The sequence below is a fragment of the Acinetobacter sp. UBA2063 genome, assembly GCF_002333245.1.
GTDB lineage: Bacteria > Pseudomonadota > Gammaproteobacteria > Pseudomonadales > Moraxellaceae > Acinetobacter > Acinetobacter parvus.
In genome coordinates, this window is sequence record NZ_DDAH01000173.1 from 5,251 (window position 1) to 29,879 (window position 24,629).

Genomic DNA, 24,629 nt, shown 5'->3' on the forward strand with positions numbered 1-24,629 from the left:
TGGTGATGTTGCTGATGTCTATCGTGGCTTTAGTGAGCCTGCGCAGCCACGTATGCGTTTTATGGGCGAAAATGGGATTGGCATTGCGGTGTCCATGCGTAAAGGTGGGGACATCATTGCATTGGGTAAAAACCTTGAAACTGAATTTAACAGTCTACAAAAAAGCTTACCTTTGGGCATGAAACTGCAAAAAGTTTCAGACCAACCTGTTGCAGTACAACGTAGTATTCAAGAGTTTTTAAAAGTTTTAGCTGAAGCGGTCATTATCGTTTTATTGGTCAGTTTCTTCTCACTCGGTTTTCGTACAGGGCTTGTTGTTGCATTGTCGATTCCATTGGTTTTAGCAATGACCTTTGCTGGGATGAGTTTATTTGACGTTGGCTTACATAAAATCTCATTAGGCGCATTGATTCTGGCCCTAGGTTTGTTGGTTGATGATGCCATTATCGCCGTGGAAATGATGGCGATCAAAATGGAGCAAGGTTATAGTCGACTCAAGGCCGCAGGCTTTGCTTGGCAAACCACCGCCTTTCCAATGCTCACAGGAACCTTGATCACCGCGGCAGGCTTCCTGCCGATTGCCACGGCCCAATCAGGAACAGGTGAATATACTCGTTCCATTTTCCAGGTAGTCACCATTGCCCTGATTGTGTCGTGGATTGCGGCGGTATTGTTTGTACCTTATCTGGGTGAGAAGCTACTGCCTGACTTCACCAAACAACAGCAGAAAGCGGCATGGTATCTGCGCCTATGGGCGCGACTGCGTAAGCAACCTGAGCCTGTGGTCGAGGCACATGGAACGCATCACGATCCTTATCAATCCAGGTTTTACCAGTCTTTCCGTAATGTGGTGGAAATCTGTATTACCTATCGTAAAACGGTAATTGCTATTACGGTGGGTATCTTTGTGTTGTCTGTTGCGATGTTTAAGTTGGTACCGCAACAATTCTTCCCCCCATCGAATCGTGCTGAAATTTTAGTGGATTTAAAGCTGGAAGAAGGGGCTTCCCTAACGGCGACAGAACAAGCAGTACATAAGGTAGAACAATTCCTATCCAAACAAAAAGGGATTGATAATTATGTCGCTTATGTCGGCACAGGTTCACCACGTTTCTATCTGCCTTTAGATCAACAATTGCCACAGGCCAGCTTTGCCCAGTTTGTGGTCTTGGCTTCTTCTCTGGATGACCGTGATGAAATCCGCCGTTCTTTAGAGACACAAATTAAGCAGTTGTTGCCTCAGGTGCGTACCCGTGTGTCCTTATTGGAAAATGGCCCTCCTGTGGGTTATCCATTGCAATATCGGGTCTCAGGTGAAGATTTGGCGACGGTTCGGGCAGAGGCTCAGAAAGTGGCTAAAGTGCTGAGCGAAGACCCAAACACCACTAATGTACATCTGGACTGGGGTGAACCAAGCAAGATTATTGCCATTGAGATTGATCAGGACCGTGCGCGTCAAATGGGCGTTTCCAGTGTTGATCTGGCCAATTTCCTCAATGCCTCAGTGACAGGCGCGGTGATGAATCAATATCGTGAAAAACGTGAACTCATTGAAATTCGTTTACGTGGTGATAAGTCAGAACGTGTCGAAGTGGCTTCGTTAGCAAATTTAGCCGTGCCAACCACCAAAGGAACCACTGTACCTCTAGCACAAATAGCAAAAATTGAGTCACGTTTTGAAGAAGGTTTAATTTGGCATCGTAATCGTTTACCGACGATTACCGTTCGCGCGGATATTCGTACCCATTTACAACCTGCAACAGTGGTTCAGCAATTGGCGGAAAAGATGCAGACTCTACGTGCCGATTTACCAAATGGCTATTTACTTGAGGTGGGTGGTACAGTTGAGGAGTCGGCCAAAGGTCAAAATTCTGTGAATGCAGGTATGCCACTGTTCCTTGCGGTGGTCATGACCCTGTTGATGATTCAGTTGCGTAGCATGTCTCGCGCGACCATCGTCTTGCTGACCGCACCGCTTGGCCTGATTGGGGTGGTGGCGTTCCTGTTGTTGTTCAATAAACCGTTTGGTTTCGTGGCCATGCTCGGAACCATTGCCCTGTCTGGCATGATCATGCGTAACTCGCTGATCCTGATTGACCAGATTGAGCAGGACATTCAGGCAGGGCATGAACCGTGGGACGCGGTGATTGGTGCCACCATGCGCCGCTTCCGTCCGATTGTGTTAACCGCACTTGCCGCAGTACTTGCGATGATTCCATTATCACGCAGTATTTTCTTTGGTCCGATGGCGGTTGCGATTATGGGCGGCTTGATTGTAGCCACCCTGTTGACCCTGTTTTTCCTGCCTGCACTCTATGCGGCGTGGTTTAAGGTCAAGAAAGCAACACATCTATCGTAATTATTTTGTGAATAAAGGTGCGAAATATTGAAAATTTTAATATAGTAGCACCTATATTTTAAGACCAAAAAATAATTGAATTTCATTGCATGACTGTTTTGGCAAAATGCGGTGAATGAGGTGATCTAGAGCATGGGGCAAGACAGTATTGAGCAGCATCGCCGCTATGTGGCGATATCTTATGTGTTCATGTTTCTTGCATTATTTACAATCGTGTTTGCAGTGTTTGCGTATCTGCTGGCACGAAAAGTTGCGACTGCGAATAATGCTGAAGTATGGATACACGCACATGCACTGTGGATTATGCGTAATGTGCTGCTGTTTATTCTGATGGCTTTCTTTGCTGCCCTGTGGTTTATTCCACTGTTCTTTTTTGTCTGGAACAGCGCCCTCTGGGTGACCGCCATGACGGTTGTGGGTGTGGTGTTTAGCTCGATTGCATGGCTATTTCTGTTGAATGCATGGCTGAAAGGTATTGCCAGATACTTTAGAAATAAAGCGGTTTTCTAAATTTATCGCTTTTTTTATCACAATCACTCTTGTAAACGTATTGTACAGGCCCTATTAAGGCTTTGTTGACTTTAGAAATAAAATGTCAGCAGAGCCTATTTGTTTTTTCAAGTTTGAATAAATTCCGTGAGGAGCATCGCCAACCATGGCTAAACGTGATTATTATGAGGTTTTAGGCGTTTCGAAAACCGCAAGTGATGATGAGATTAAAAAAGCCTATCGTAAGTTGGCGATGAAGTATCATCCAGATCGTAACCCAGATAACGCTCAGGCGGAAGAAAAGTTTAAAGAAGCAGCAGAGGCTTACGAAGTACTTTCTGATGGCGAAAAACGCAGCATGTATGATCGTGCTGGTCATAGTGCCTTTGAGGGTGGTTTCGGTGGCGGTGGTGGTTTTAGTGCGGAAGACATCTTTAGCCAGTTTGGTGATATTTTTGGTAGTGCTTTCGGTGGTGGTGGTCGCCAGCAACAACGCCAGCGCCGTGGTTCAGACCTCCGCTATGTGATGGAATTGACGCTTGAAGAAGCAGTCAAAGGCGTGAAAAAAACGATTACTTTTACTGCACCAGCGCCGTGTGAAACATGTGATGGTAAAGGTTCTAAGAATCCAAATGATGTGGAAACCTGTCGTACCTGTCATGGTGCTGGTCAAGTACGTATGCAGCAAGGTTTCTTCTCGGTTCAACAAACTTGTAGTACTTGCCGCGGTCAAGGCAAAATCATCAAGAATCCATGTAACACCTGTCATGGTTCAGGCGTTGCAGACCGCCAGCAAACGCTTGAAGTCACTATTCCTGCAGGTGTGGACAATGGCGATCGTGTTCGCTTAACAGGTAAAGGTGAAGCGATTCGTGATGGTCAGGCGGGTGATTTATACGTTGAAGTCGTAGTTCGTGAACATGAAGTCTTCCAACGTGACGGTGCAGACCTGTATATGGATGTGCCAGTCAGTATTGCAGATGCTGCATTAGGTAAAGAAATCGAAATCCCGACGCTGGATGGTCGTGTCAGCTTAAAAATCCCAGAAGGTACGCAGACAGGTAAGCTATTCCGCTTACGTGGTAAAGGTGTTCGTCCTGTACGTAGCAGCATGGTCGGTGACTTATTGTGCCGTATCGTGGTGGAAACCCCTGTCAATTTAAACAGTCGTCAGCGTGAATTGTTGAAAGAGCTGCAAGCGTCTTTTGATGGGGATGGTCATGCCTCATCACCAAAGAAAAAGTCATTCTTTGACTGGTTTAACTGATGTTGAAAAAACCTGCTTCGGCAGGTTTTTTTATGGGAATTTTTTAGCGTAGGCACAGAGTTTTGCTATAGTAGCGGAATTGTTTAAATAAAAGACTGGGAAAAAATTATGTCAACTTCTCCACGCATTGGAATCTTGGGTGCAGGCGGACGCATGGGGCGTATTCTGATTCAAGCAGTACAACAAGCAGGCTACCAACTGGCAGCAGCTGTTGAACGTCCAGAAAGCAGTTTGGTGGGTGCAGATGCAGGGGAACTTGCGGGTGTGGGAAGTCTGGGCATCAAGGTGGTGGGAAGTTTGAGTGAAGTGCTCAAGGATTGTGATGTGGTGATTGACTTTACTGCACCAGCCGCCACCGAACAGCACTTGAAACTGTGCCGTGAAGCGGGTGTGGCCATGGTGATTGGCACCACAGGCATGAATGATGAACAGAAAGCATTTCTGGATGAAACGGCGACACAAACACCAGTCGTGTATGCCGCGAACTATTCTGTGGGTGTAAACGTTTCCATTAAATTACTGGAACTGGCGGCAAAAGTGTTTGGTGATACCGTTGATATTGAAATCATTGAGGCACATCACCGTCATAAGGTGGACGCGCCGTCCGGCACCGCGTTTATGATGGGTGAGGCAATTGCTGATACCTTGGGCCGTAACCTCAAGGAAGTGGCGGTGTATGGTCGTGAGGGCTATACAGGTCCACGTGATCGCCAGACCATTGGTTTTGAAACCATTCGTGGAGGTGACATCGTCGGTGAGCATACGGTGATGTTTATTGGTGAAGGGGAGCGTGTGGAAGTCACCCATAAAGCCACCAACCGTATGAACTTTGCTTCAGGCGCAGTACGTGCAGCCGCCTGGGTAGTGGGACGTGAAGCTCGTAAATATGACATGAAAGATGTTCTGGGCTTTAACGATATTCAGGTATAACACATCAATTTTCGCACTATCCAGCGCCTGGCGAGCCTCCATTTGTAGGGGTGAAACAGGCACTCACGACCATTAAAATAAATTGAGCATGACATGAAAAAAAAACATCTTGTTGCCGCACTTCTCAGTATCACCAGCCTGACAGCCACGGCTGCAACAGACGCAGCCAAACTCAGCCTAAACCGCAATAACATTAAAGTCTGGACCTATCAGACAGAGAATAATCCTGTCTTTCAGTACAAAGCAGAAACGACTTTTGATGTACCTTTGGAACGGGCAGTTGCAGTAGTACTTGATGTTGAACGCACACCACAATGGGTACCTTATGTTGCTAAGGCACAGCTTTTGTCTCGGGATGAAAAGAAAGGGGAATTTACCCTGTATATGCTGTTAGATTTCCCATTTCCTTTGAAAGACCGTGACTTGGTCATTAAAGGCAAAATGAATAAAAATGCTGATGGGAGTATTAGTATTAAGAATAACGCGATTAAAAATAGTTACCCTGAACAACCTGATGTGATTCGTTTGAATCAATATACAGGAGATTGGACGTTCCAAAGACTTGCCAATAATAAGGTTAAAGTCATGACTACTGGTTATGCCGACCCAGCAGGTTCGATTCCATTGAGTTTTGTGAATATGTTTGTGCAGCAGCAACCGTATCAAATGCTGATGAAGATGAAGAAAGAAATTTACAATCCATTATATGCGCAGCCACATCTACCTGATTTGCTTAAATAAATAAAAAAGCCTGATTCAATCAGGCTTTTTTTATTGGTATTTAACTCTGAGGACATTGCTGTAATGTTGAATCTGCCTTGGAGGATAATTTGATCTGGATAAACACCAAGATTAAACCAATCGCTGCCAACACCGCCCCAATCCCTGGATGCTTTTGATAGTGCAGTATTAAGAAAACGAGGAATGATTGCAGCTCCATTTCATCTGATGAAAAGCCAGTTTGATCTTGAACATACTCGCCACAGATCAAAAATAGGGCTACTGACTACAATATTTGCTGCTTTAACATTATATGCTTTGATGCTTGTAAATGGATATAAGTCTGGGATTCAGCAGATTTTAAAACCGATTGAATTAAAATCTGCTGCTTAAACCGAATTCACTTTAATCAAAGTCTGCTTTAAGTACAATACGATAACGTGCTTGACCTGAATGGAGTCGTTCAATGGCTTCATTGAGTTTAGACATTGGAAATAGCTCAATTTGTGGCGCAATATTTTTACGTGCGGCAAATTGTAGTAATTGGCGCAGTGCTAAAGGTGACCCAGTTGGTGAAGCTGTAACAGATTTCGCTCCACTCATGATAGTACCTACAGAAACTGGAATAGGCTCTAAGGTAATCCCCAAGAAATGCATACTACCATTCGGTGCCAAGGTATTGAGATAGGCTTGCCAATTCAGGGTTACATTGACGGTGCTAAGCAATAGATCAAACTTGCCACGTTGCGCTTTGATCGCTTGAGCATCACGACTATTTACCACATGGTCAGCGCCCATGGCTTTGAGCTCTTCAGTTTTGTCTGGATTTGAACTAAATGCACTAATCTCACAACCCCAAGCCTTAAGTAACTTGATGGCCATATGCCCTAAACCACCAATCCCAATCACACCGACATGATGTGTTGCTTGGATCTGATGTTTAAGTAAAGGATCAAACACGGTAATGCCGCCACAAAGCAATGGTCCTGCACTTTCAGGATCCAAACCCTCTGGTAGAGGAATGACCCATTGCCAACCTGCGCGAACTTTTTCTGCAAAGCCACCCGCATGACCAACGATAGTCGCAACGCTGCCACCCGTACATAAAACTTGATGACCACCAATACAAGGATCGCATGCTTGGCAACTTTCAGCTGTCCAGCCAATGCCAACACGTTGACCAAGTTTCAATCCTTTGGCTTCTGAACCGAATGCGATAATTGTGCCAATAATTTCATGTCCAGCGACAGCAGGATAAACGGATGAACGCCATTCATTATTGATCACAGACAAATCAGAATGACATAAACCGCAGTATTCAACTTTAACTTCAACCTGATGTGGCTTTAATTCACCTGCATCAAATTGATAAGGAACCAATTGCTCGCCTGCCTGCATGGCAGCATAAGCACGAATTTGGTTATTACTCATTATTATTTTCCTTTTATAAAGAATGGATTATTTAAACTCACAATGATTTTCGTGATCGTTAACCATTCCCACTGCCTGCATAAACGCATAACAAGTTGTGGGACCAACAAACTTAAAACCACGTTTTTTTAAGGATTTGGACAATTTCTGGCTGATTGCGGTTTGTGCAGGTGCATCACGGTAATTCAGCACAACATTATTTGGTGTTTGATGATCGACAAAACTCCAAAGCCAAGAGGAGACATCATCTACCTCATCCTTAAGCTTGAGCCATGCAATCGCATTATCCCGAATGGCTTTTAATTTACCTAAATGGCGGATAAGGCCTGCATCACTAAGCTTATTTTCCAGTTGCTCATCGCTGAGGGTGGCAATCTGCGTGATGGGATATTGAAAGAAATGTGTGCGGTAGTTTTCACGTTTTTTCAATACGGTAATCCATGACAAGCCTGCCTGCTGCCCCTCAAGGCACAGCATCTCAAACAGCTGTGCTTCATTATGCTCGGGCTTGCCCCATTCTTCATCGTGGTAGGCGATATAGAGCGGATCAGAGGAACACCAGCCACAGCGTTGAATTGTCATATTGGATGCTTCCTATTGTTATTATCAGGGAAAAATTTAGAGTTTGAATGTGACCCAGTCATCTTGACGGGTATCCCAATAATACAATTCCGCTGTGGTTAAATCAGTAAATTTAAGCCAAAAGTCCTTGCCTGATTTATCTGCAAAACCTGTGCTAATCAGCAGAGCATCTTCGGTAATTTCCATAATCCAGCCTTGATAGCTTGCACCATTGATGATGATTTTCTGTTGATTTCCAGACTCTGCAAATTTAACCAGTCGTTCAATCAATGCTTCTGACATGCTGTGTTCCTAACGTAAGTATGGGTATGGATTGACTGCACCACGCCCTTTGCCATTTAAATAAATACCATAATGTAAATGTGGGGCAGTGTGGCGGGCATTGCCTGTATTGCCCACATAACCAATGAGGTCGCCCTTATGAACATAATCCCCCACATTAAGCCCCCGTTTATGACCATCTAAATGGGCATAGTAGTGCCAAGAACCAGATGGCCCAAGAATCCAGATGACCTTACCACCTAAATTATTATTACGTAAATCAGCGACTAACCCTTCGGTAGCACTATACACTTTCGTGCCACGCTCCGCCATGATGTCAATGCCTTCATGGCTGCGACCATGACTGCGTGCCGAACCCCAGGTATCACGCAATTGATTGCGACTGATCCCCTTGACAGGAACAGGCAGGCGGCTGTCCAGACGCATCATTTTAAGTTTGTTCACCTGTGCATTTGGCAAGGATGCAGGCTTCTTTGGTGCAGTGGTACATGCTGAAAAGATTAGCATCAGCATGGCAAGAACCGTATAGCAAATCGGGTAACGCACACAAACTCCTTGCGTTCGAATTTACAGCATGCAGGTTTTAGGCCTTTTGTTTGGCTGTAATCAGTTTTTTCATGGCCGTTGGAATGCCTTTGGCAATCGCGGCTTCTGGACTGAGCCATATCCCATTCAGTTCAATGCTGAGCTGTTCTTTTTGGTCATGTTCCACGTGGAACGGTTTTTCATTGAGCACCCATGTGAAATGAGTGAAACTATGGCTAATCTGCAAAGATGATACTTGAGCTTGCAGCTTAAAGTGCTGCTCAATCTGTTGTAATTCGGTTGCCTGCTCAATGATCGGCAGGCAATACAATCCGCCCCATAACCCATGTGCCTCACGCTGTTGCCAAAACCATTCATCACCCGACTGGATCACAACCACATCAGCCGTTCTGACAGGAACGGGTTTCTTGGTCTTTTTGAATGGCAGTTCCTGTTCAAGCCCTTGTTGATAGGCCTGACAATGTTGCTGCATCGGGCAGTAAAGACATAAAGGCTTTTTCGGGGTACAAATCGTTGCACCCAAATCCATGATTGCCTGAGTATAGTCATGGTTGCGCTGTTCAGGGCAAAGTTGCTCGGCAATTTCCCAAAGCTTGCGTTCATTTTGCGGTTTGGACAGGTCATCTTCGATGGCAAGGAAACGGGATAATACCCGTTTGACGTTGCCATCCATAATCACGCCATATTGTCTTAAACCCAGCGACATCAGCGCACCAGCAGTTGAACGACCAATGCCTGGTAATTCAATCCACTGTTCTAATGTTTCAGGAAATTTACCTTGTTGACTGACAATGGCTGCGGCTTTATGCAGGTTACGCGCACGGGCATAGTAGCCTAGACCTGCCCAATAAGGCGCAACATCCTCCCAACTGGCTTGGCCTAAATCCTGTACAGTCGGAAATCTTTCAATAAAGCGATCAAAATATTGCAGAACAGTTTTAACTTGAGTTTGTTGCAGCATTATTTCTGAGACCCAGACCTTGTAGGGATTATCGGCAATTTGCCAAGGCAGGTTATGGCGACCATGTTGGTCGTACCATGTCAGGAGTGCGTCAGAAAATGAAAAATCAGGCATGAATCAGAACAATCAAAAGCAGAGGGGTAGTATAGCGGAAATGGGGAGAGGGGTTTTGTTACTTTTGACCCGTCAAAAATAAGGCATCGCTTACGCAAATTATATTTGATTTCGTATGGCTTATGAGGCTGTATAGTTTCTTCTAAATGGAGTCATGCCGAGTACTCCTCCAATTTTAGGATAAGCTTTCAGCTGGACTTACTTTTCAAGGATGAAAAGTAAGCAAAAATCCTTTGTTTGGCTGACGGCACATCCTTGATGCCGCAGCCAAACAGGCGGCATCCATGCCGCCTTTGCACGAGCAAATATTTTCAAAATTTTAGATCTCAGATTTGCACTAGCAGCTATTTCCGAGAACCTAAATTTTGTATTTACCGATTATTTTAAATACCTATCCAGTAACTCATACATGGCTTCAAGGCCCTGACGTTCAGCCTCGGCGTTATAGCCTAAGTCAACATTATTGGCTTTGGCCCGTTCATCAGCAAGCGGATTACTAAAACCGTGTTTGGCATCCTCAAAAATAATCACTTCATGATCCACTTCTGCGTCATGCATTTCCTGACGGAAGCTTGCCACATCGTCCAGTGTCACCATGCTGTCGAGCTCGCCATGCAGTACCAGAATCTCAGCTTTCACCTTACCTTTCTCTGCTGGAGTGCCAGTCGCCAACACGGCATGGAACGTTGCCACTGCCTTGAGATCAGCACCAGAACGTACCAGATCAAGTACCACCTTGCCGCCATAACAGAAACCAATTGCAGCCAGCTTTTCCGCATTGACTCCTGGTTGTGCTGCTAAAGCATTCAGGCCTGCCTGAGCGCGGTTGACAATGGTGTCTGGTTGTTCAAAAGTCTGGTTCATCCATGCTGAGGCTTGTGGTACATCCGTAGTAACTTTCTTGTCGCCATACATGTCAATCGCCAGCGCAGCAAAGCCATGCTCCGCCAACTCACGGGCGCGCTGTTCTGTATAGTCATTACGACCCCACCATTCAGGTGCAACAATCACACCTGCAACAGGTTCATCTGTAACAGGTGCAGCAAAATAGCCAATAAGGCGTTCGCCATCTGGAGCGCTATATTCAATTTCACGGGTATGGATGGCAAAGTTCATTCTATTGTCCTGATCTGTATTGTTAGAATGCATTGATTAAAACATAAAAATAATGGTTTGCTGGAGAAGAAATAAATAGAAACATGATTTTTATCAATAAAAAAAGAAGAATATTAAATTCTTCTTTTTTATTCTCTCTAAAATTTTTTTAGACTCGACCTCTGGAAATAAAACCAACAATTGCCAAAATTACGGCAACCACGAGTAAAATCACAGCAAAGTCTTTAGATAAACCTGCAACACCACCAAAACCCAACAAGCTGGCGATTAATGCAATAACTGCAAAAATAATAGCCCAACGGAACATATTAATATCTCCTCAATTTTTCGTTATGTTTAAAATATATCTTGACTTTTCTGAATAAAATGTACTGTTTCTGTGGTATGAATGTGTAATAGTTAAAGAATTGTTAATGAACAGATCACTGCGCTGGCCCAACAGAAGTCTGGTCAATGTTATAATCAGCTCAAACTGAAACTGAAAAACCGCCTATGTCATCTGAGCTCCGTCCAAACTTCTGGAAACACTACCCACTTGAGCAGCTTAGCCTGACTGAATGGGAAGCCTTGTGCGATGGTTGTGGTTTGTGCTGTCTGGTCAAGCTTGAGGATGAGGACACTGCTGAGGTGGCCTATACCAAGGTGGCATGTAAATTACTGGACTGTAAAACGGCACGCTGTTCAGATTATCCAAACCGCCAGCAACGGGTGCCTGACTGTATCCAACTCACACCAGAACGCTTGCAGACCATTTCATGGCTACCTCCAAGCTGTGCTTACCGTCGCTTAAAGGATGGGAAAAACCTGCCCTCCTGGCATTACCTGAACACAGGCTCACGCCAGAGTGTGATCAAGGCGAAGAAATCGGCTGCTGGACGCTGTATTCCCGAAGATGAAGTCGATCAGGAACAGATAGGGGACTATATTGTACGCTGGGTGCGTTAAGCATGAACTTAACGATTGGTATTGCATAAAGCAACATTTCTACAGCATTGTTACTGGCTAATCTCCGTAAAATAAATCGTATAAACAGGGAGATAGACAGTGATTAAATGGATGGCAACCCCTTTTCTGTGCAGCAGTTTTTTATTTTTGCTGGCCTGTGGTTCCAGTGAAACCAATTCAGGAACTCCTAAACAGGACGCGGCACAAACAAGTGCCCAAAACAATATCGCACAAAGCTATCGTGTTGAAACGATTGCCCAGTTCAATGAACCGTGGGCCATCAGCAGCTTGCCTGACCAGCATCTACTGATCACAGAACGTAAGGGACAATTAAAGTTATTCGATCCAAAAACCAAAAGTATTGTCAATGTCAGTGGTGTTCCTGCGGTGAGTTATGGTGGACAAGGCGGCTTGGGCGATGTCATTTTACATCCTGATTTTCAGAATAATCACTGGCTGTATTTAAGTTATGCCAGCAAAGGACAGGATGGCTATGGAGCGGAAATTTCACGGGCAAAGCTGGATTTATCCAATCCTGCACAGCCAAAACTGACCGATTTAAAAACCATCTGGCAACAAGTGCCGAAAGTCTCAGGGCAGGGGCATTACGGCCATCGGATGATGTTTGGGCCTGATGGAAAATTATGGGTCAGTTCAGGCGAGCGACAAAAATTTGATCCTGCTCAGGATATGCAAAGCAATCTAGGTAAGGTTCTGCGTCTAAATGACGATGCTACGCCAGTCAAAGATAATCCATTTATCCAGCAAGGCGGTGTCACGGCGCAAATTTGGTCACTGGGTCATCGTAATCCACTGGGCATGGCCTTTGATCCGCAGGGGCAGCTTTGGGTGGTGGAGATGGGGCCAAAAGGCGGTGATGAGCTAAATCGTATCGTTAAAGGAGAAAATTATGGCTATCCGATTGTCTCCAATGGTGATCATTATTCAGGCTTGCCGATTCCTGACCATCATACCCATCCAGAATTTAAGGCACCTGAGATTGACTGGACACCTGTCATCTCACCGTCCAGCCTGATGATTTACACAGGCAATCAATTTCCCTTGTGGCAACAAAAAGCCCTTATTGGTGGATTGTCCTCCGAGGCGATTATTGTGGTTGACCTAAATGCTAAACCCGTTAAGGAAGTGCAGCGACTGGAAATGAAACAGCGTATTCGTGGCCTGCATCAGGTACAGGATGGTTCAATCTGGGTGATTGAAGATGGCCCTAAAGCAAAATTACTGAAACTGAGTGCCAAATAAACTTAATTACTGATGTTACTCAGTAAGTGCATTTTTAGGCACTTTCACCACAATATGTTGTGGTTGAATTTTTAAAAATTTACAACATATAGGCTAGGTGCGTGGCATCAGTTATTCATGTACCTGAACAGCAGCAATCGCAATATGCATGAGGCTATAAAAATGATCAGCCGATTCGAGTGTCAGCAGGCATGTTTGATGCTGAAGCTGATGACATAAAAAGCACCAGCTCAGATATGCTCAAATTTCTGGATGCCCATATCAATGTGCAGCAGTTAAAACAGGTGCCACCAATGGCTTTGCTGCTTATGTCGCCTTTATTCCCCAGCAAAAAATTGGCCTCGTGATGCTTGCCAATACCAATTTCCCCAATGAGGCAAGGATTAAAGCCAGCTATGAAGTGGTGCAGCAGCTCATTGAAGCAAGCAGTGCGCAATAGAATGACGCAGTGCATGCAGATTCAAATTGTAGATTTGCGCCAGACGCAATAGACTAGGATAAAACAGCAGAAAGCCCTTGATGATGTCAGATACGCATATTCCACTCCCTGAACGCTTACGTCCCCGTGATTTATCCGAAATCATCGGGCAGGATCATTTGCTGGGTGAACATGCACCCTTGCGTCAGATGATTGATCAGGGACATCTGCCATCGATTATTTTCTGGGGGCCGCCAGGGGTGGGTAAAACCACGATTGCCTTGTTATTGGCGCAGGCGGTGGACCGTCCTTTTATTAGCCTATCTGCATTGAATACAGGCGTGAAAGAACTGCGTGAAGTGATTGCTGAAAGTGGTGATCTGCTCACGCCTGTGGTGTTTATTGACGAGATTCACCGTTTTAATAAGTCGCAGCAGGACGCCTTGCTGGGTGCGGTGGAGAAAGGCAAAATTACCCTGATTGGGGCCACCACTGAAAATCCATCCTTTGAAGTGAATAGTGCTTTGCTCTCTCGTTGTCAGGTTTATACCTTAAATAGTTTGGATGCTGATGCGATTCAAACCCTGATCAATAGGGCGGTTCAAACTGATTCATTTTTAAGGCAACGACATATCCAGATTGAGGAATATGATGCGCTGATTCAATTTGCTGCGGGAGATGCCCGTAAGGCACTGAATCTGATTGACCTAATCGCCAGTACCTTTGAACCTGATATTGAAAATATTGTCACCAATGCCATCGTGGTCAAAGTGGCGCAGCAGAATATTGCACGTTATGACAAATCAGGTGAGCAGCATTATGATTTGGTTTCAGCCTTTATCAAGTCGATTCGGGGCAGTGATCCAGATGCAACATTGTACTGGATGGCTCGCATGCTCAAGGGGGGCGAAGACCCTGTGTTTATCGCCCGTCGCATGTTGATTGCCGCTTCAGAAGATATTGGTAATTCCAATCCCAATGCCTTGTTGCTGGCAGGCGAATGTTTTCGTTCAGTACAGGCGGTGGGTATGCCAGAAGCTCGGATTATTCTGGGGCAATGTGCGGTGTATTTGGCCACCAGCCCGAAAAGTAACAGTACCTATTTAGCCATCAATCGCGCGCTGGAACTGGCAGAAAAAACAGCGAATTTGCCTGTGCCTTTGCATTTACGCAATGCACCGACCAAGTTGATGAAACAGCAGGGCTATGGCGTGGATTATCTGTATCCACATAATTTCCCAGAGCATTTTGTGATGCAGGAATATCTGCCGCCTGAGTTAAAAGGCACTAAGCTGTATGAATCTGCCAGAAACAAGCGTGAAGTTGAGGGCGAACGTTTGCAGCAACGTCGTTGGCAGCAGGAACAGCAGCAGCAATAACTCTGAGCTGGTCTGGGTCTATAATGTAGCAGGCAAATGGACAGATATTTTTATAGTGATACTAGACACTTTATATAAAACAACGCATCATCGCCGTTTATCACGGATGATAAAGTTCCATCAATGTCCACCCAAAAAATTAATGCTGCGGAAAGTATACGGGGCCTTGCCTGTCTTGCGGTGGTGTTGTCACACCTGTCGCTGACATTCTTTCCACAACTTCATAATTTTGGTGAAAGTGCGGTTCCGCAATATGCTCTTTTCGCCCAGTTGCACAACTCGCCGCTGGCATTTTTCTATTCAGGAACAGGCGCGGTTTTTGTGTTCTTTGTCCTGAGTGGTGCGGGACTATGGGCAAGTCTTTTTACCGTGATCATGAGTATTATGCTGGCATATCCGTATAGCCGTTATGTGGATGATGCAGCAATCAAGATTTCAAACCAATTGGCGAGTCGGTTCTAGGTTCAATTGACCGATAATAAAAAAACCAGCCTAAATGGCTGGTTTTTTATATGAAAACTTAAGCTCTATAAAAGCTTAGATATCATCTAGGTTGATGCCCAAACGTGCAGCAACTTCTTCATAGGCCTCAACTACACCACCTAAACCCTGACGGAAACGGTCTTTATCTAGTTTTTTCTTGGTGTCTTTATCCCATAAACGGCAACCGTCTGGAGAGAACTCATCACCCAGTACAATACGGTCATGGAACACACCAAACTCAAGTTTAAAGTCAACCAGAATCATGTTGCCCGCGTCGAACAATGCTTTAAGCACATCATTCACCTGATAAGTCAGCTCTTTCATTTTTTCAAGCTGTTCAGCATTCGCCCAACCCAAGGCAATCGCCTGAGACTCGTTCACCATTGGATCGCCAAGCGCATCGTCCTTAAAGAACAATTCGAAAGTTGGTGGCGTCAGTTCCTTGCCTTCCTCAACACCCAAGCGACGGCACAGTGAACCCGCAGCATAGTTACGAATCACACATTCAACTGGAATCATCTGGAGTTTCTTAACCAGCACTTCAGTTGGAGAAAGCAGTTTTTCAAAATGCGTCTCAATGCCAGCTTCAGCCAGTTTTTCCATGATAAAGGCGTTAAAACGGTTGTTGACCTTGCCTTTACGATCTAGTTGTTCGATTTTTTCGCCATTGAACGCAGAGGCATCATCACGAAAGACTAAAATCAGGTGGTCAGCATGATCTGTTTCATAGACAGATTTTGCTTTACCAGTATAGAGCAAGGTTTGTTTTAACATGGGGGAACCTTTATTTAGAAAATGCCTAGTCAACCACTAGGCTGGCCAATTTTGGTAAATCTGGGTTAACACTTCCGTTGCCGTGGCTTGGTCTGCAAAGGTGGTGTCAAGTTTAAACAGGGCAACAGTGTTGCTTGTGCCTACGGCAGAGAGCTTGAGCAGGTAGTTCTGGTCGCCTACCTTGATGGTTGCCTCATAACCATTCTCCGCCTGTGAAACCACCTTGTAGTTGAGGCTGCTCAAGGTTGCAAAGGTATACTGCCAGGCGGTTGCGGTTGGTCCATCTACCTTAAGCAGTGGATTCTTGTTGCCATCCATCACCAGTTGTGGACGACCTAAAGTCGCAGTTGTGCTTGCAGCAGGATTGCCTGAACTCTGCATTGCCTCTGGACGGGGAAGCGCATAACGGTTGCCCGTCTTGTTTACAAAATTTGGCGCATGCTCGATGGCAAGCGCGTCAACCGTAGGAGCTGGATACAATGGTGTAAATGGTCTGACCGTTGCATTGTCAGGGAATTTGAGGGGTTCAAGTGCCTGCGCCTTTTTATAATCCAGAGAATGGTTNNCAATGGCGTAAATGGTCTTACCGTTGCATTCTCAGGGAACTTGAGTGGTTCAAGCGCTTGCGCTTTTTTATAATCTAAAGAATGATTATTGAGGGCAAAACGACCACAACCAGCCAAACTTAAAGCTGAAATGACCAGGACAACACCAAGACGTAATTGCATCATAAATTGCTCGTATTAGATAATTCCCGCAACTTTTAAACCATTGCGAAGAGGTTCACGATATTGTTCCGCAAGCGGGGTCAAAGGCAGGCGAATGCCTGTACCTATGTAGCCCATCTCATGCAACGCCCATTTCACAGGAATTGGGTTTGATTCGCAAAACAAAATATTGTGTAGATTTGCAATTTGCTGATTCAGGTCTTGCGCTTTCGCCTGTTCTCCCGCCAGTGCGGCCTCACACACTTCACTCATTTGCTTAGGTGCAACATTTGCGGTGACGGAAATATTGCCTTTGGCACCCAGCAGAATCAGTTCCCATGCGGTTGCGTCATCACCTGAATAAACGGCGATCTTGCCATTTAGACCGTCAATAAGTGCCTTGCCACGAGGAATGTCACCCGTTGCATCCTTAATGCCGACGATGTTCTTGACATCAGCAAGGCGGATCACTGTCTCATTTTGCATGTCGACACCAGTACGGCCTGGAACATTGTAAAGAATCTGTGGAATTTCAACCGCTTCAGCAATGGCTTTATAGTGCTGGTATAAGCCTTCCTGTGTCGGTTTATTATAGTAAGGCGTGACCAAAAGCGCTGCATCAGCGCCAACATCTTTGGCTGCCTGAGTCAGTTCAATCGCTTCACGTGTCGAATTCGCACCTGTTCCAGCAATGATCGGAATGCGTTTATTGGCAACACGGATCACTTCCTGAATGACCTTGATATGTTCTTCCATGCTCAAAGTTGAGGCTTCGCCTGTTGTGCCGACAGCGACAATGCTATGTGTGCCTTGCTGGATGTGCCACTCAACAAGCTTCTCAAGACTCTTCCAATCCACACCACCATCTTCAAACATAGGGGTAACGATTGCGACAATTGAGCCTTGAATATTCTGTGCTAGCTGAGTCATTTTAAAAAAATATCCTATTTTCCCATCCGAATTTGAAGTGAATAAAAAACGAAATAATGGATGGTTGCAGTATTTTGATTGGTCATTCAGCAATGAGCTTGGTTGAATGACAATTATGCAAATTATGACTGATCGAGCGCATAAGAACAATATGCTTTAGTCAAACTGTGGAAAACTTTAATTCATCTCGATAAAAATTCAGAGAACAGTGGCGGTAAAGTCAGCAGCAGGGTAAGGTAAAAACAGCAGCTTAAGGTTGAATTATAAAATGCAGAAACATTCCAGACATAGCGCATTGATCGTGGTCGATGTCCAAAATGGCTTTACGCCTGGCGGTAATCTGGCGGTCGCCGATGCGGACCAGATTATTCCATTGATTAATCAGTTGGCGCAGCAGTTCGATACGGTTGTGCTGACACAGGACTGGCATCCTGAACAGCATATTTCCTTTGCGGAAAACCATAAGGATAAAGTGCCCTTTGAAACGGTTGAACTGGCTTATGGTACGCAGGTGCTATGGCCAAAACACTGTGTGCAGGGCAGCCATGATGCTGAATTTCATCCGAGCCTCAATATTCCAGCCGCGCAGTTGATTATCCGTAAGGGCTTTCATCCAGATATTGATAGCTATTCCGCCTTTATGGAGGCTGATCGCAAGACACCCACAGGTCTCAATGGCTATTTAAAGGAACATCAGGTGGATACCGTTTATATTGTTGGAATTGCCACGGACTTCTGTGTGGCATGGACGGCTTTGGATGCTGTACATTTTGGCTTTAAAACCTATGTGGTTGAGGATGCCTGTAAGGCGATTGACTTGAATGGCTCACTGCAAAAGGCCTGGCAGGAAATGTCTGGGCAGGGGGTTCAGCGGATACAGTCATCCAACCTGCTTGCCTAGGCTTGTGACGGCCATGCTAAAAACGTAAACTTTTGTTCACGAGTAAATGCCTTATTGTATTTGCGGACTAGAATAGTAATAGAGGGTGTTATGACTGAAGAAATAGATAATTTTGACCGCAAAATTATTCATCACCTCCAGCTTAATGGACGTTTGGCCAATCAGCAACTCGCTGAGTTGGTGGGCTTGTCTACTTCCCAGTGTTCACGCCGTCGGATTAACCTCGAACAGAAGAAAATTATCACAGGCTATTATGCGCAGATTGCCCTGGATGCTGACCCAACGCCGATTATGGGGATTATTGAGGTGAAATTGCAGAATTATAATGATGCAACCCATGATCGTTTTGTTGAGTTTCTTTTGCATGAGCCCGCAGTTAAAGATATTCATAAACTCACAGGCAGTTATGATTTTGTACTTAAAGTTGCGGTCAAGAGTTTGGATGAAATGGTGAAATTAATTGGTACTTTGTCATCCAGTAACTTTGGAGTCAGTAATTTAAATACATCTATTGTTTTAGAAAAATTAAAGGAAAATGGCATTGCGATTAAATAATAAATACTTTGCTACCCTTATAATGCCAGTCAAGATAACGTTATCACAGCGCAAACTTTTTGTATTTTAATGTGTTATTTTAATTATAAATTGCATTTATGATAAAAATATAATAATAAATTGCGTAAAAACTATAAAAATGATCAAATATATCAATCCGCATCCACATTCAGGATGCTCTCCCTGCTGTTGTCTTCTTTCTTGAGTTATACCGTTATGAGTACTGATCAACATGTATCTTTGCTAAGCCCAGCCGTGCCTGTGGTAGACCAACACTCAAGAGTGGAGGACGCTCTGGCGATGTTGATTGGAACATTTATTTTATCGTTTGCCATGACCCTGTTGCAGCAGGCAGGCATTATGACAGGTGGAACGGCAGGATTGTCGTTGTTGATTCACTACATCACTGACATCAAGTTTGGCATCTTATTTTTCTTGATCAACATTCCATTTTACTATTTTGCCTATAAAAAGATGGGTATTGCCCTTGTGGTGAAAACCTTTGTCGCGGTGGCATTACTGGCTGGGTTTACAGAAACCATTCCCCATTTCTTTCAGTTGTCAGAGGTCAATCCAATCTATGCCACGATTTTTGCCAATGTGCTAATGGGGGTAAGTTTCCTGATCCTGTTTCGGCATCGTTCAAGTCTGGGTGGCATCAACCTGCTTGCGCTGTATTTGCAGGAACATTTCAAGATTCCAGCTGGAAAGGTACAGATGGGAATTGATGTGGCGATCTTATTAACATCACTGTTTTTTGTGGACTGGAAACTGGTTTTAATTTCTATTTTAGGTGCGGTAATCCTGAATTCAATTATTTTGCTAAATCATAAAAATAGTCGTTATGTGGCATAAAATAAATTTTTTAAATTCTTTATTTATAGTTGAAAATGATGGTAAAGGGTAGAAGAAAGGCGAACTGTACGAGAGTAATAAAGTTTCATACTGATCCTAACCTATCTTATTGATATTTCTACTTCGTAATGAATGGAAGAAAAAATAAAGTTTCATACTCAGCTTTATCATTTCTTCCATTTTTACTTTTCATCGAGTAATAAAGTTTCATACTGAAATGAAAGTTTAGGCTCGTTCTATTTATTTTCATATTATATCAATGATGTTAGAAAGTCGGTGTAAGCTTTCAGTTTTTCAATATTTTGAAGTAATTGGTTTTTTCTTCTTAATATTTCAGTTTTTAGTTCTGGAAAGTCTATCAGTGCTTGTTCAGAAGCTTTGATTTGATTTTCATAAATCTTTTGCTTTTCTTTTAATTCATTAGTCTTGAAATTAAGTTTTTTTGAATCAGTTTTAACAATTGCTAAATCAAATTGTTTTCTAAATTCATACATGCTTTCTGTTTCAACAAATGTTGAAAGCCTTGGATTGTCAGAATGAATATGTTTAACTAAGTGTCCTTGTTGTACCATTTTTCTCAGAAGCCTATAAAGTTGCTGTTGGTTGATTCGTTCCTTTTCATCTTTTGAAAGATTCAAGTTGTTCCAAATTTTGTTTGATGTCCATCCATCAATTTGGTTGTGGGAAAGAAGTTCTAGAAAAGATTGAAAGATAGGAGAAGCAATTTGTTTCATGGAGAAAGGCTAGAAAACTTAAAAAGAGGATTATAATCCGTGGATATATAATCCTCAAATAGTGATAGTTCTGTTTTTTAAGCATTTGAATGTTTATGTCAGAACTTACTATTCAATTTGGCCAATTGGTTCGCAAATACAGAAAAGAAAAAAACATGTCACAAGAACAATTGGCATTGCTCTGTAATATGGATCGAAGCTATTTGGGACGGATTGAAAGAGGTGAGGTTAATCCCACTTTGGAAAAAATTTACGAATTGGCAAGTGCTTTAGAAACTTTACCATCTAAATTACTACCTTGATTTTTAATTATTTCTTTCTGATAATTAAGTAATTCTAGTTTTAGCTCATGACAAATATTATTAAATTCATTTAATAAAAATAACCCTATACCCTCTGCCATTAATGGGGGAATCGCATTGCCGACTTGAGTGTATTTAGGGCAACTTACTTTTCTTCTATCCCCACCAGTTGTATAAGGACCATGAAATTCGAACCAATCAGGAAAGGATTGCAAACGAGCGCATTCTCGGACAGTTAAGATACGTGGTTCATCATAGTGTAATAAATCATCTGGCAAAGTTGTGATGGTGGGAGCGCATTCCGATGCATCTAAAACTTTAGTAATCTGTTTTTTTGTATTGAAAGTATCTAATACATAATCTTTTGGTAAAGTCCTCATTCTTCTTAATTTATATTTTTCAGATAAATAAGGGCTATTTAGGTCTTTTAAAATTCGTTTAAATTTTGCTTTTATTATCGGGGTATGGTTGGCTAATCTCAGACCAGTAGGTAAAAAATCTTGACTAAGACCTTTTCTCATTAAATCAATATAACTTCTATTTAAATTTTGAGGACAATGCGTACTAGATATTTGTAAGAACCTATCACTTGGAATATCAGTGACATTTTTTAATTTATAAGCACGGTTATATTTGCTTAACGTTTTTAAATCAGCAATAGCTTCTTGAGCAGAAACTTTGATCGGCAAATTTTTATTAGCTTTAAAGTTTTTAGCAAATAGATTAAATTTCTCTTCAAATAAGGGAGTTACTTTTTTACTGAACTCTAATATTTGTTTTTTAGATAAAGATGGATTGACTCCAATTATCTCTTCAATATTAATACCAAATAATATGAATCGAATCCGATGTTGAGGGACTCCCCATACAGAAGAATCTTCAATAAATGTTATTGGCAGATAGCCCAGTTCTGCTAAGTTACTTTTGATGCTATTAGCGGTGGCTGGTTGATCTTTAATTTTATATGTTATTCCTTTAACATTTTCCATTAAAATAATCTTAGGACGTACTAAAGAAACTACTTTCAGATAATCATATACTAGTGTACTTCTTGGATCATTGGGATCTCTACGTCCAGCAGTTGAGAAACCTTGGCAAGGAGGGCCTCCAGCAATTAAATCAATAGATTTAGTACGACCTAATTCTGCTAGAAGATGAGATTTTTCTAATATAAGATTGTGTATGTCATAAGGTTGAATAGGTAGATCTTGTTGATTCCACTGATATTGTTTAGAACTTGTTCCATCAATCAAGTTGAATTTTAAAGATTTAAATGCATCTGGATTTTTTTCTATAGCAAAAGTACCTGTAAGACCTGCCTGAAGAAGTCCTAAGGAAAGCCCGCCACAACCTGCAAATAAATCTATAAAGTGCATAACTTTACTTCATAACCAAACATAAGTAATTTAAAGGACAAGGTTGAAGAAGTCCAGGAATATTATGCATTATCACTACTCATGATTTCAGCTGAGATTAACTGTTGAGGTTGTTCTATTGCTTCCATAATACTATTGAGTTGCTCAGCAGTTGTTTGTAGTTTCGCCAAGTCATTAGTACATATCTGATTTAAATAATCATCAGTGTGATAACCAGCCTCTTTTAAAAGATCGATTTGTTCTTTAACGAATTGGGCATAATAATTGATGCCACCACTGATCATTATGTCATCTAAATTGCTAATATTGGCTAGTTTATTTAAAGAATTCTTGGCTTGTTCAGCTTTGGTGGGAAGAGGTGGATTAGCATTCGGAAAGTTCATGACACGTGTAAAGACAAAACACATAGACATCATATCATTAGTGTTCTCGCCAGTAATATCGTAACGAACTACGTTACTCAATTTTACTTTAAAATGTCTGTTGTGTGCAGTTTTAACAAGCCAATTCATTAAACCAACAACAAGCATATTAATATGCTTTTGATTTTCTAAATCAGATCTAACAATCGAATTATTATTCAAAAGAATACTGGAAAAAACCCTAATAAACTCTTGGAAATAAATTACCTCACTTAAATTCTCATCAATACAGGCAACTAGTTCTTCATAGAGTCCTGAATTTGTAGTGTCCTTTGATGATCTTGTAGTGATAAATAGTACCCAGTTTTCTGAAATTTTTTGAAATTGATACTCCATAAAGTTGTGCAAAGCTTTTAAACGGTTCTCAGTAGCATTAGGGATAACATTTTCACAAAAATCCAAATTTACTACATCGAAGCAGCCAAACTCCATTAACTTATCAAATGCAATGGATGAAGTATTTTCAAGATAGTCAAAATTTAGTTGCTCAACTTTAGAGCTTTTATCAACTCCATCTAAATCCATAATTTTACTAAGTTGAGTTTGTGCAGATGACCAACCTATTTCAGTGTTAATCAAACCAAACAAACAAATCTTTTTTTGAAGTGATGGCAATTTTTGCTGAAAAAAACGAATATCCAATAAATCATTACCTGGTAATCCAAAATACTTAATAGTATCTATGCCAGGTTTTAATTTTTTTACAATATGCTCATCAATTTGAGTCCACCATTGTTTGTGGCGAATCCACTGTTTTCTTGGTTTATGCCATGGTAAAAACTCTTTTTTTTCAATGACATTTTTTGTGGTTTCTTCAGGTGTTCCAAAATCATCAAATGTAGTATCAAAATCATCAAATTTCATTTTCGCTACTCTCAATCTACATTTAAAACTTTAGAAATCATTTCAAATATGGTTTTTCTATCATCAGCCGATAAACTATCGAGTAAATCAAAAGAGTCAAGAACTTGAATAATAGCTGATACTTTTTCCTTTAATGCTTCTTGGCGCGGATTAGGTCTTTCATCACCAACCCATCTTGAGAATTCATTCTGATCTATTACATAACTATCAATTTTAATTTCATTATTTGAAACAAATTCAACGGGTCTAATTTCATCAATTTCTTTACCTTGTTTACTAGCAGTAGCAATGACCAAATCGGATAATGATTGACTACGAAAATTAGTCAAAGTTTCTGAGTTTTGAAGTCGTTTTTCTCTTTTAATTTCTTTATATTTACTAATAACTTGCCTTAAAGCATCGTGAAGCCAACGCATAATAATTTGATAGTGTGGATGTGATATATTAAATGATTCTCTATCAATATTTAATGCTGAATCTAAACCTTCATTTAAAAAAATCTCAGCTGTTAACTATCCTCGAATTGTATATTCTGAAACTTGATACTTCATAAACGTAGTATCAAATAGAATACCAGAAGCATTATTTATTCTAAGAATAACTCCATTATGCTCTTTGGGAATTACTTTTGGACACCATAAAATATAAGCATCAAAGGATAATTCTCCACCAGTAATATTTGGTTCATACCTACTTAAGTCTGGTTTTGCTGAACCAATAAATAGTATTGGTTCTTTTACGATGGCTTGAGTAGAGGGTAGCTGAGTAAATTTAATAGGCCTAAATAACTCAATATCATCTATAAAAACTTGGAAACCAGTGGAATTTGTTTCAGTTTTAAGAGTAAATAAATCTTTAATAGTAGTGTTATTATTTAATGAAATTTTTTCAGATTTCCCACCTTTTTTATTACTTAGTTGAAAA

25 protein-coding genes and 5 pseudogenes are annotated in these 24,629 nt (G+C 42.1%); 15 read left to right on the top strand and 15 right to left on the bottom strand.

Features of this window, described 5'->3' with window-relative positions; all coding sequences use genetic code 11:
• From B4H32_RS08130 to B4H32_RS08155, 6 genes and pseudogenes are all read left to right on the top strand, one after another.
• Positions 1 to 2,359, top strand: a 2,359-nt coding sequence (locus B4H32_RS08130; RefSeq protein WP_286801722.1) for an efflux RND transporter permease subunit, incomplete at its 5' end; no start/stop codon positions are given.
• 132 nt (positions 2,360 to 2,491) lie between these two features.
• The gene (locus B4H32_RS08135) at positions 2,492 to 2,869 is read left to right on the top strand and encodes a hypothetical protein (RefSeq protein ID WP_004679195.1); all 378 of its coding nucleotides are present in this window, start codon (positions 2,492 to 2,494) and stop codon (positions 2,867 to 2,869) included.
• Positions 2,870 to 3,014: 145 nt separating this feature from the next.
• Positions 3,015 to 4,115 carry a molecular chaperone DnaJ gene (gene dnaJ, locus B4H32_RS08140; protein WP_004756847.1) on the top strand — a complete coding sequence of 367 codons (1,101 nt, stop codon included), beginning with the start codon at positions 3,015 to 3,017 and terminating at the stop codon, positions 4,113 to 4,115.
• A gap of 108 nt (positions 4,116 to 4,223) precedes the next feature.
• A complete protein-coding gene (gene dapB / locus B4H32_RS08145; RefSeq protein WP_004679191.1) occupies positions 4,224 to 5,045 on the top strand; it encodes a 4-hydroxy-tetrahydrodipicolinate reductase in 822 nt (273 codons plus the stop codon).
• A 93-nt stretch (positions 5,046 to 5,138) separates the two neighbouring features.
• A complete protein-coding gene (locus B4H32_RS08150; RefSeq protein ID WP_286801749.1) occupies positions 5,139 to 5,786 on the top strand; it encodes an START domain-containing protein in 648 nt (215 codons plus the stop codon).
• Positions 5,787 to 5,921: 135 nt separating this feature from the next.
• A pseudogene (locus B4H32_RS08155) lies at positions 5,922 to 6,158 on the top strand (IS982 family transposase); the annotation flags it as partial.
• Positions 6,159 to 6,170: 12 nt separating this feature from the next.
• Here the strand turns inward: B4H32_RS08155 and ahr are convergent.
• The 7 genes from ahr to B4H32_RS08190 all read right to left on the bottom strand — a co-directional run bounded on the left by ahr (position 6,171) and on the right by B4H32_RS08190 (position 11,104).
• Positions 6,171 to 7,196 (bottom strand): NADPH-dependent aldehyde reductase Ahr, encoded by a 1,026-nt coding sequence (gene ahr / locus B4H32_RS08160; protein ID WP_286801751.1) that lies wholly within the window; start codon positions 7,194 to 7,196, stop codon positions 6,171 to 6,173.
• Positions 7,197 to 7,223: 27 nt separating this feature from the next.
• Positions 7,224 to 7,778, bottom strand: coding sequence for a DNA-3-methyladenine glycosylase I (locus tag B4H32_RS08165; protein ID WP_286801761.1), 555 nt, complete (start codon positions 7,776 to 7,778; stop codon positions 7,224 to 7,226).
• Between the two features lie 36 nt (positions 7,779 to 7,814).
• The gene (locus tag B4H32_RS08170) at positions 7,815 to 8,060 is read right to left on the bottom strand and encodes a hypothetical protein (RefSeq protein ID WP_004777603.1); all 246 of its coding nucleotides are present in this window, start codon (positions 8,058 to 8,060) and stop codon (positions 7,815 to 7,817) included.
• A gap of 9 nt (positions 8,061 to 8,069) precedes the next feature.
• On the bottom strand, positions 8,070 to 8,573 hold the full coding sequence (locus tag B4H32_RS08175; protein ID WP_286801786.1) for a M23 family metallopeptidase: 504 nt from the start codon (positions 8,571 to 8,573) through the stop codon (positions 8,070 to 8,072).
• A 70-nt stretch (positions 8,574 to 8,643) separates the two neighbouring features.
• Complete coding sequence (mutY, locus tag B4H32_RS08180; protein ID WP_286801768.1) at positions 8,644 to 9,681, bottom strand: A/G-specific adenine glycosylase; 1,038 nt, start codon at positions 9,679 to 9,681, stop codon at positions 8,644 to 8,646.
• Between the two features lie 378 nt (positions 9,682 to 10,059).
• The gene (locus tag B4H32_RS08185; protein ID WP_228127456.1) at positions 10,060 to 10,830 is read right to left on the bottom strand and encodes a dienelactone hydrolase family protein; all 771 of its coding nucleotides are present in this window, start codon (positions 10,828 to 10,830) and stop codon (positions 10,060 to 10,062) included.
• 115 nt (positions 10,831 to 10,945) lie between these two features.
• Positions 10,946 to 11,104: a DUF1328 domain-containing protein gene (locus tag B4H32_RS08190; RefSeq protein WP_004679179.1), complete on the bottom strand. Its 159-nt coding sequence runs from the start codon at positions 11,102 to 11,104 to the stop codon at positions 10,946 to 10,948.
• A gap of 185 nt (positions 11,105 to 11,289) precedes the next feature.
• Here B4H32_RS08190 and B4H32_RS08195 point away from each other — a divergent pair, with 185 nt between their 5' ends.
• The 5 genes and pseudogenes from B4H32_RS08195 to B4H32_RS08215 all read left to right on the top strand — a co-directional run.
• Positions 11,290 to 11,742 (top strand): YcgN family cysteine cluster protein, encoded by a 453-nt coding sequence (locus B4H32_RS08195; protein WP_286801777.1) that lies wholly within the window; start codon positions 11,290 to 11,292, stop codon positions 11,740 to 11,742.
• Between the two features lie 111 nt (positions 11,743 to 11,853).
• Positions 11,854 to 13,005, top strand: a complete 1,152-nt coding sequence (locus B4H32_RS08200; protein ID WP_414630958.1) for a PQQ-dependent sugar dehydrogenase — start codon at positions 11,854 to 11,856, stop codon at positions 13,003 to 13,005.
• Between the two features lie 107 nt (positions 13,006 to 13,112).
• Positions 13,113 to 13,444 (top strand): annotated as a pseudogene (locus B4H32_RS08205) (hypothetical protein); the annotation flags it as partial.
• 83 nt (positions 13,445 to 13,527) lie between these two features.
• The gene (locus B4H32_RS08210) at positions 13,528 to 14,802 is read left to right on the top strand and encodes a replication-associated recombination protein A (protein WP_286801791.1); all 1,275 of its coding nucleotides are present in this window, start codon (positions 13,528 to 13,530) and stop codon (positions 14,800 to 14,802) included.
• 123 nt (positions 14,803 to 14,925) lie between these two features.
• Positions 14,926 to 15,168: pseudogene (locus B4H32_RS08215) on the top strand (hypothetical protein); the annotation flags it as partial.
• A 171-nt stretch (positions 15,169 to 15,339) separates the two neighbouring features.
• On the opposite strand, the gene purC reads toward B4H32_RS08215, so the two are convergent.
• The 3 genes and pseudogenes from purC to dapA all read right to left on the bottom strand — a co-directional run bounded on the left by purC (position 15,340) and on the right by dapA (position 17,696).
• Entirely contained in the window at positions 15,340 to 16,059 is a 720-nt protein-coding gene (gene purC / locus B4H32_RS08220) for a phosphoribosylaminoimidazolesuccinocarboxamide synthase (RefSeq protein ID WP_004679174.1), read from the bottom strand.
• A 36-nt stretch (positions 16,060 to 16,095) separates the two neighbouring features.
• Positions 16,096 to 16,787, bottom strand: a pseudogene (locus B4H32_RS08225) (lipoprotein-34 precursor (NlpB)).
• Positions 16,788 to 16,802: 15 nt separating this feature from the next.
• Positions 16,803 to 17,696: a 4-hydroxy-tetrahydrodipicolinate synthase gene (gene dapA, locus B4H32_RS08230; protein WP_004769994.1), complete on the bottom strand. Its 894-nt coding sequence runs from the start codon at positions 17,694 to 17,696 to the stop codon at positions 16,803 to 16,805.
• Between the two features lie 268 nt (positions 17,697 to 17,964).
• Between dapA and pncA the strand changes: the two genes are divergently transcribed.
• The 3 genes from pncA (at position 17,965) to B4H32_RS08245 (ending at position 20,007) form a co-directional block, all read left to right on the top strand.
• A complete protein-coding gene (pncA, locus tag B4H32_RS08235; protein WP_004679171.1) occupies positions 17,965 to 18,597 on the top strand; it encodes a bifunctional nicotinamidase/pyrazinamidase in 633 nt (210 codons plus the stop codon).
• Positions 18,598 to 18,687: 90 nt separating this feature from the next.
• Complete coding sequence (locus B4H32_RS08240; RefSeq protein ID WP_004683644.1) at positions 18,688 to 19,152, top strand: Lrp/AsnC family transcriptional regulator; 465 nt, start codon at positions 18,688 to 18,690, stop codon at positions 19,150 to 19,152.
• A 216-nt stretch (positions 19,153 to 19,368) separates the two neighbouring features.
• Positions 19,369 to 20,007 (top strand): YitT family protein, encoded by a 639-nt coding sequence (locus B4H32_RS08245; protein WP_004683641.1) that lies wholly within the window; start codon positions 19,369 to 19,371, stop codon positions 20,005 to 20,007.
• A gap of 251 nt (positions 20,008 to 20,258) precedes the next feature.
• Here the strand turns inward: B4H32_RS08245 and B4H32_RS08250 are convergent, their stop codons facing one another.
• On the bottom strand, positions 20,259 to 20,741 hold the full coding sequence (locus B4H32_RS08250; RefSeq protein ID WP_004756853.1) for a hypothetical protein: 483 nt from the start codon (positions 20,739 to 20,741) through the stop codon (positions 20,259 to 20,261).
• A gap of 89 nt (positions 20,742 to 20,830) precedes the next feature.
• Here B4H32_RS08250 and B4H32_RS08255 point away from each other — a divergent pair, with 89 nt between their 5' ends.
• Positions 20,831 to 21,043, top strand: coding sequence for a helix-turn-helix domain-containing protein (locus B4H32_RS08255; RefSeq protein WP_004683639.1), 213 nt, complete (start codon positions 20,831 to 20,833; stop codon positions 21,041 to 21,043).
• Here B4H32_RS08255 and B4H32_RS08260 read toward each other — a convergent pair.
• The 4 genes and pseudogenes from B4H32_RS08260 to B4H32_RS08275 all read right to left on the bottom strand — a co-directional run.
• The gene (locus tag B4H32_RS08260) at positions 20,992 to 22,419 is read right to left on the bottom strand and encodes a DNA cytosine methyltransferase (protein WP_004683638.1); all 1,428 of its coding nucleotides are present in this window, start codon (positions 22,417 to 22,419) and stop codon (positions 20,992 to 20,994) included. The genes B4H32_RS08255 and B4H32_RS08260 overlap by 52 nt on opposite strands.
• Before the next feature lie 62 nt (positions 22,420 to 22,481).
• On the bottom strand, positions 22,482 to 23,705 hold the full coding sequence (locus B4H32_RS08265) for a PP_RS20740 family protein (protein ID WP_004683636.1): 1,224 nt from the start codon (positions 23,703 to 23,705) through the stop codon (positions 22,482 to 22,484).
• An 11-nt stretch (positions 23,706 to 23,716) separates the two neighbouring features.
• Positions 23,717 to 24,121 (bottom strand): hypothetical protein, encoded by a 405-nt coding sequence (locus B4H32_RS08270; RefSeq protein ID WP_286801785.1) that lies wholly within the window; start codon positions 24,119 to 24,121, stop codon positions 23,717 to 23,719.
• Between the two features lie 96 nt (positions 24,122 to 24,217).
• Positions 24,218 to 24,629: pseudogene (locus B4H32_RS08275) on the bottom strand (ATP-binding protein); the annotation flags it as partial.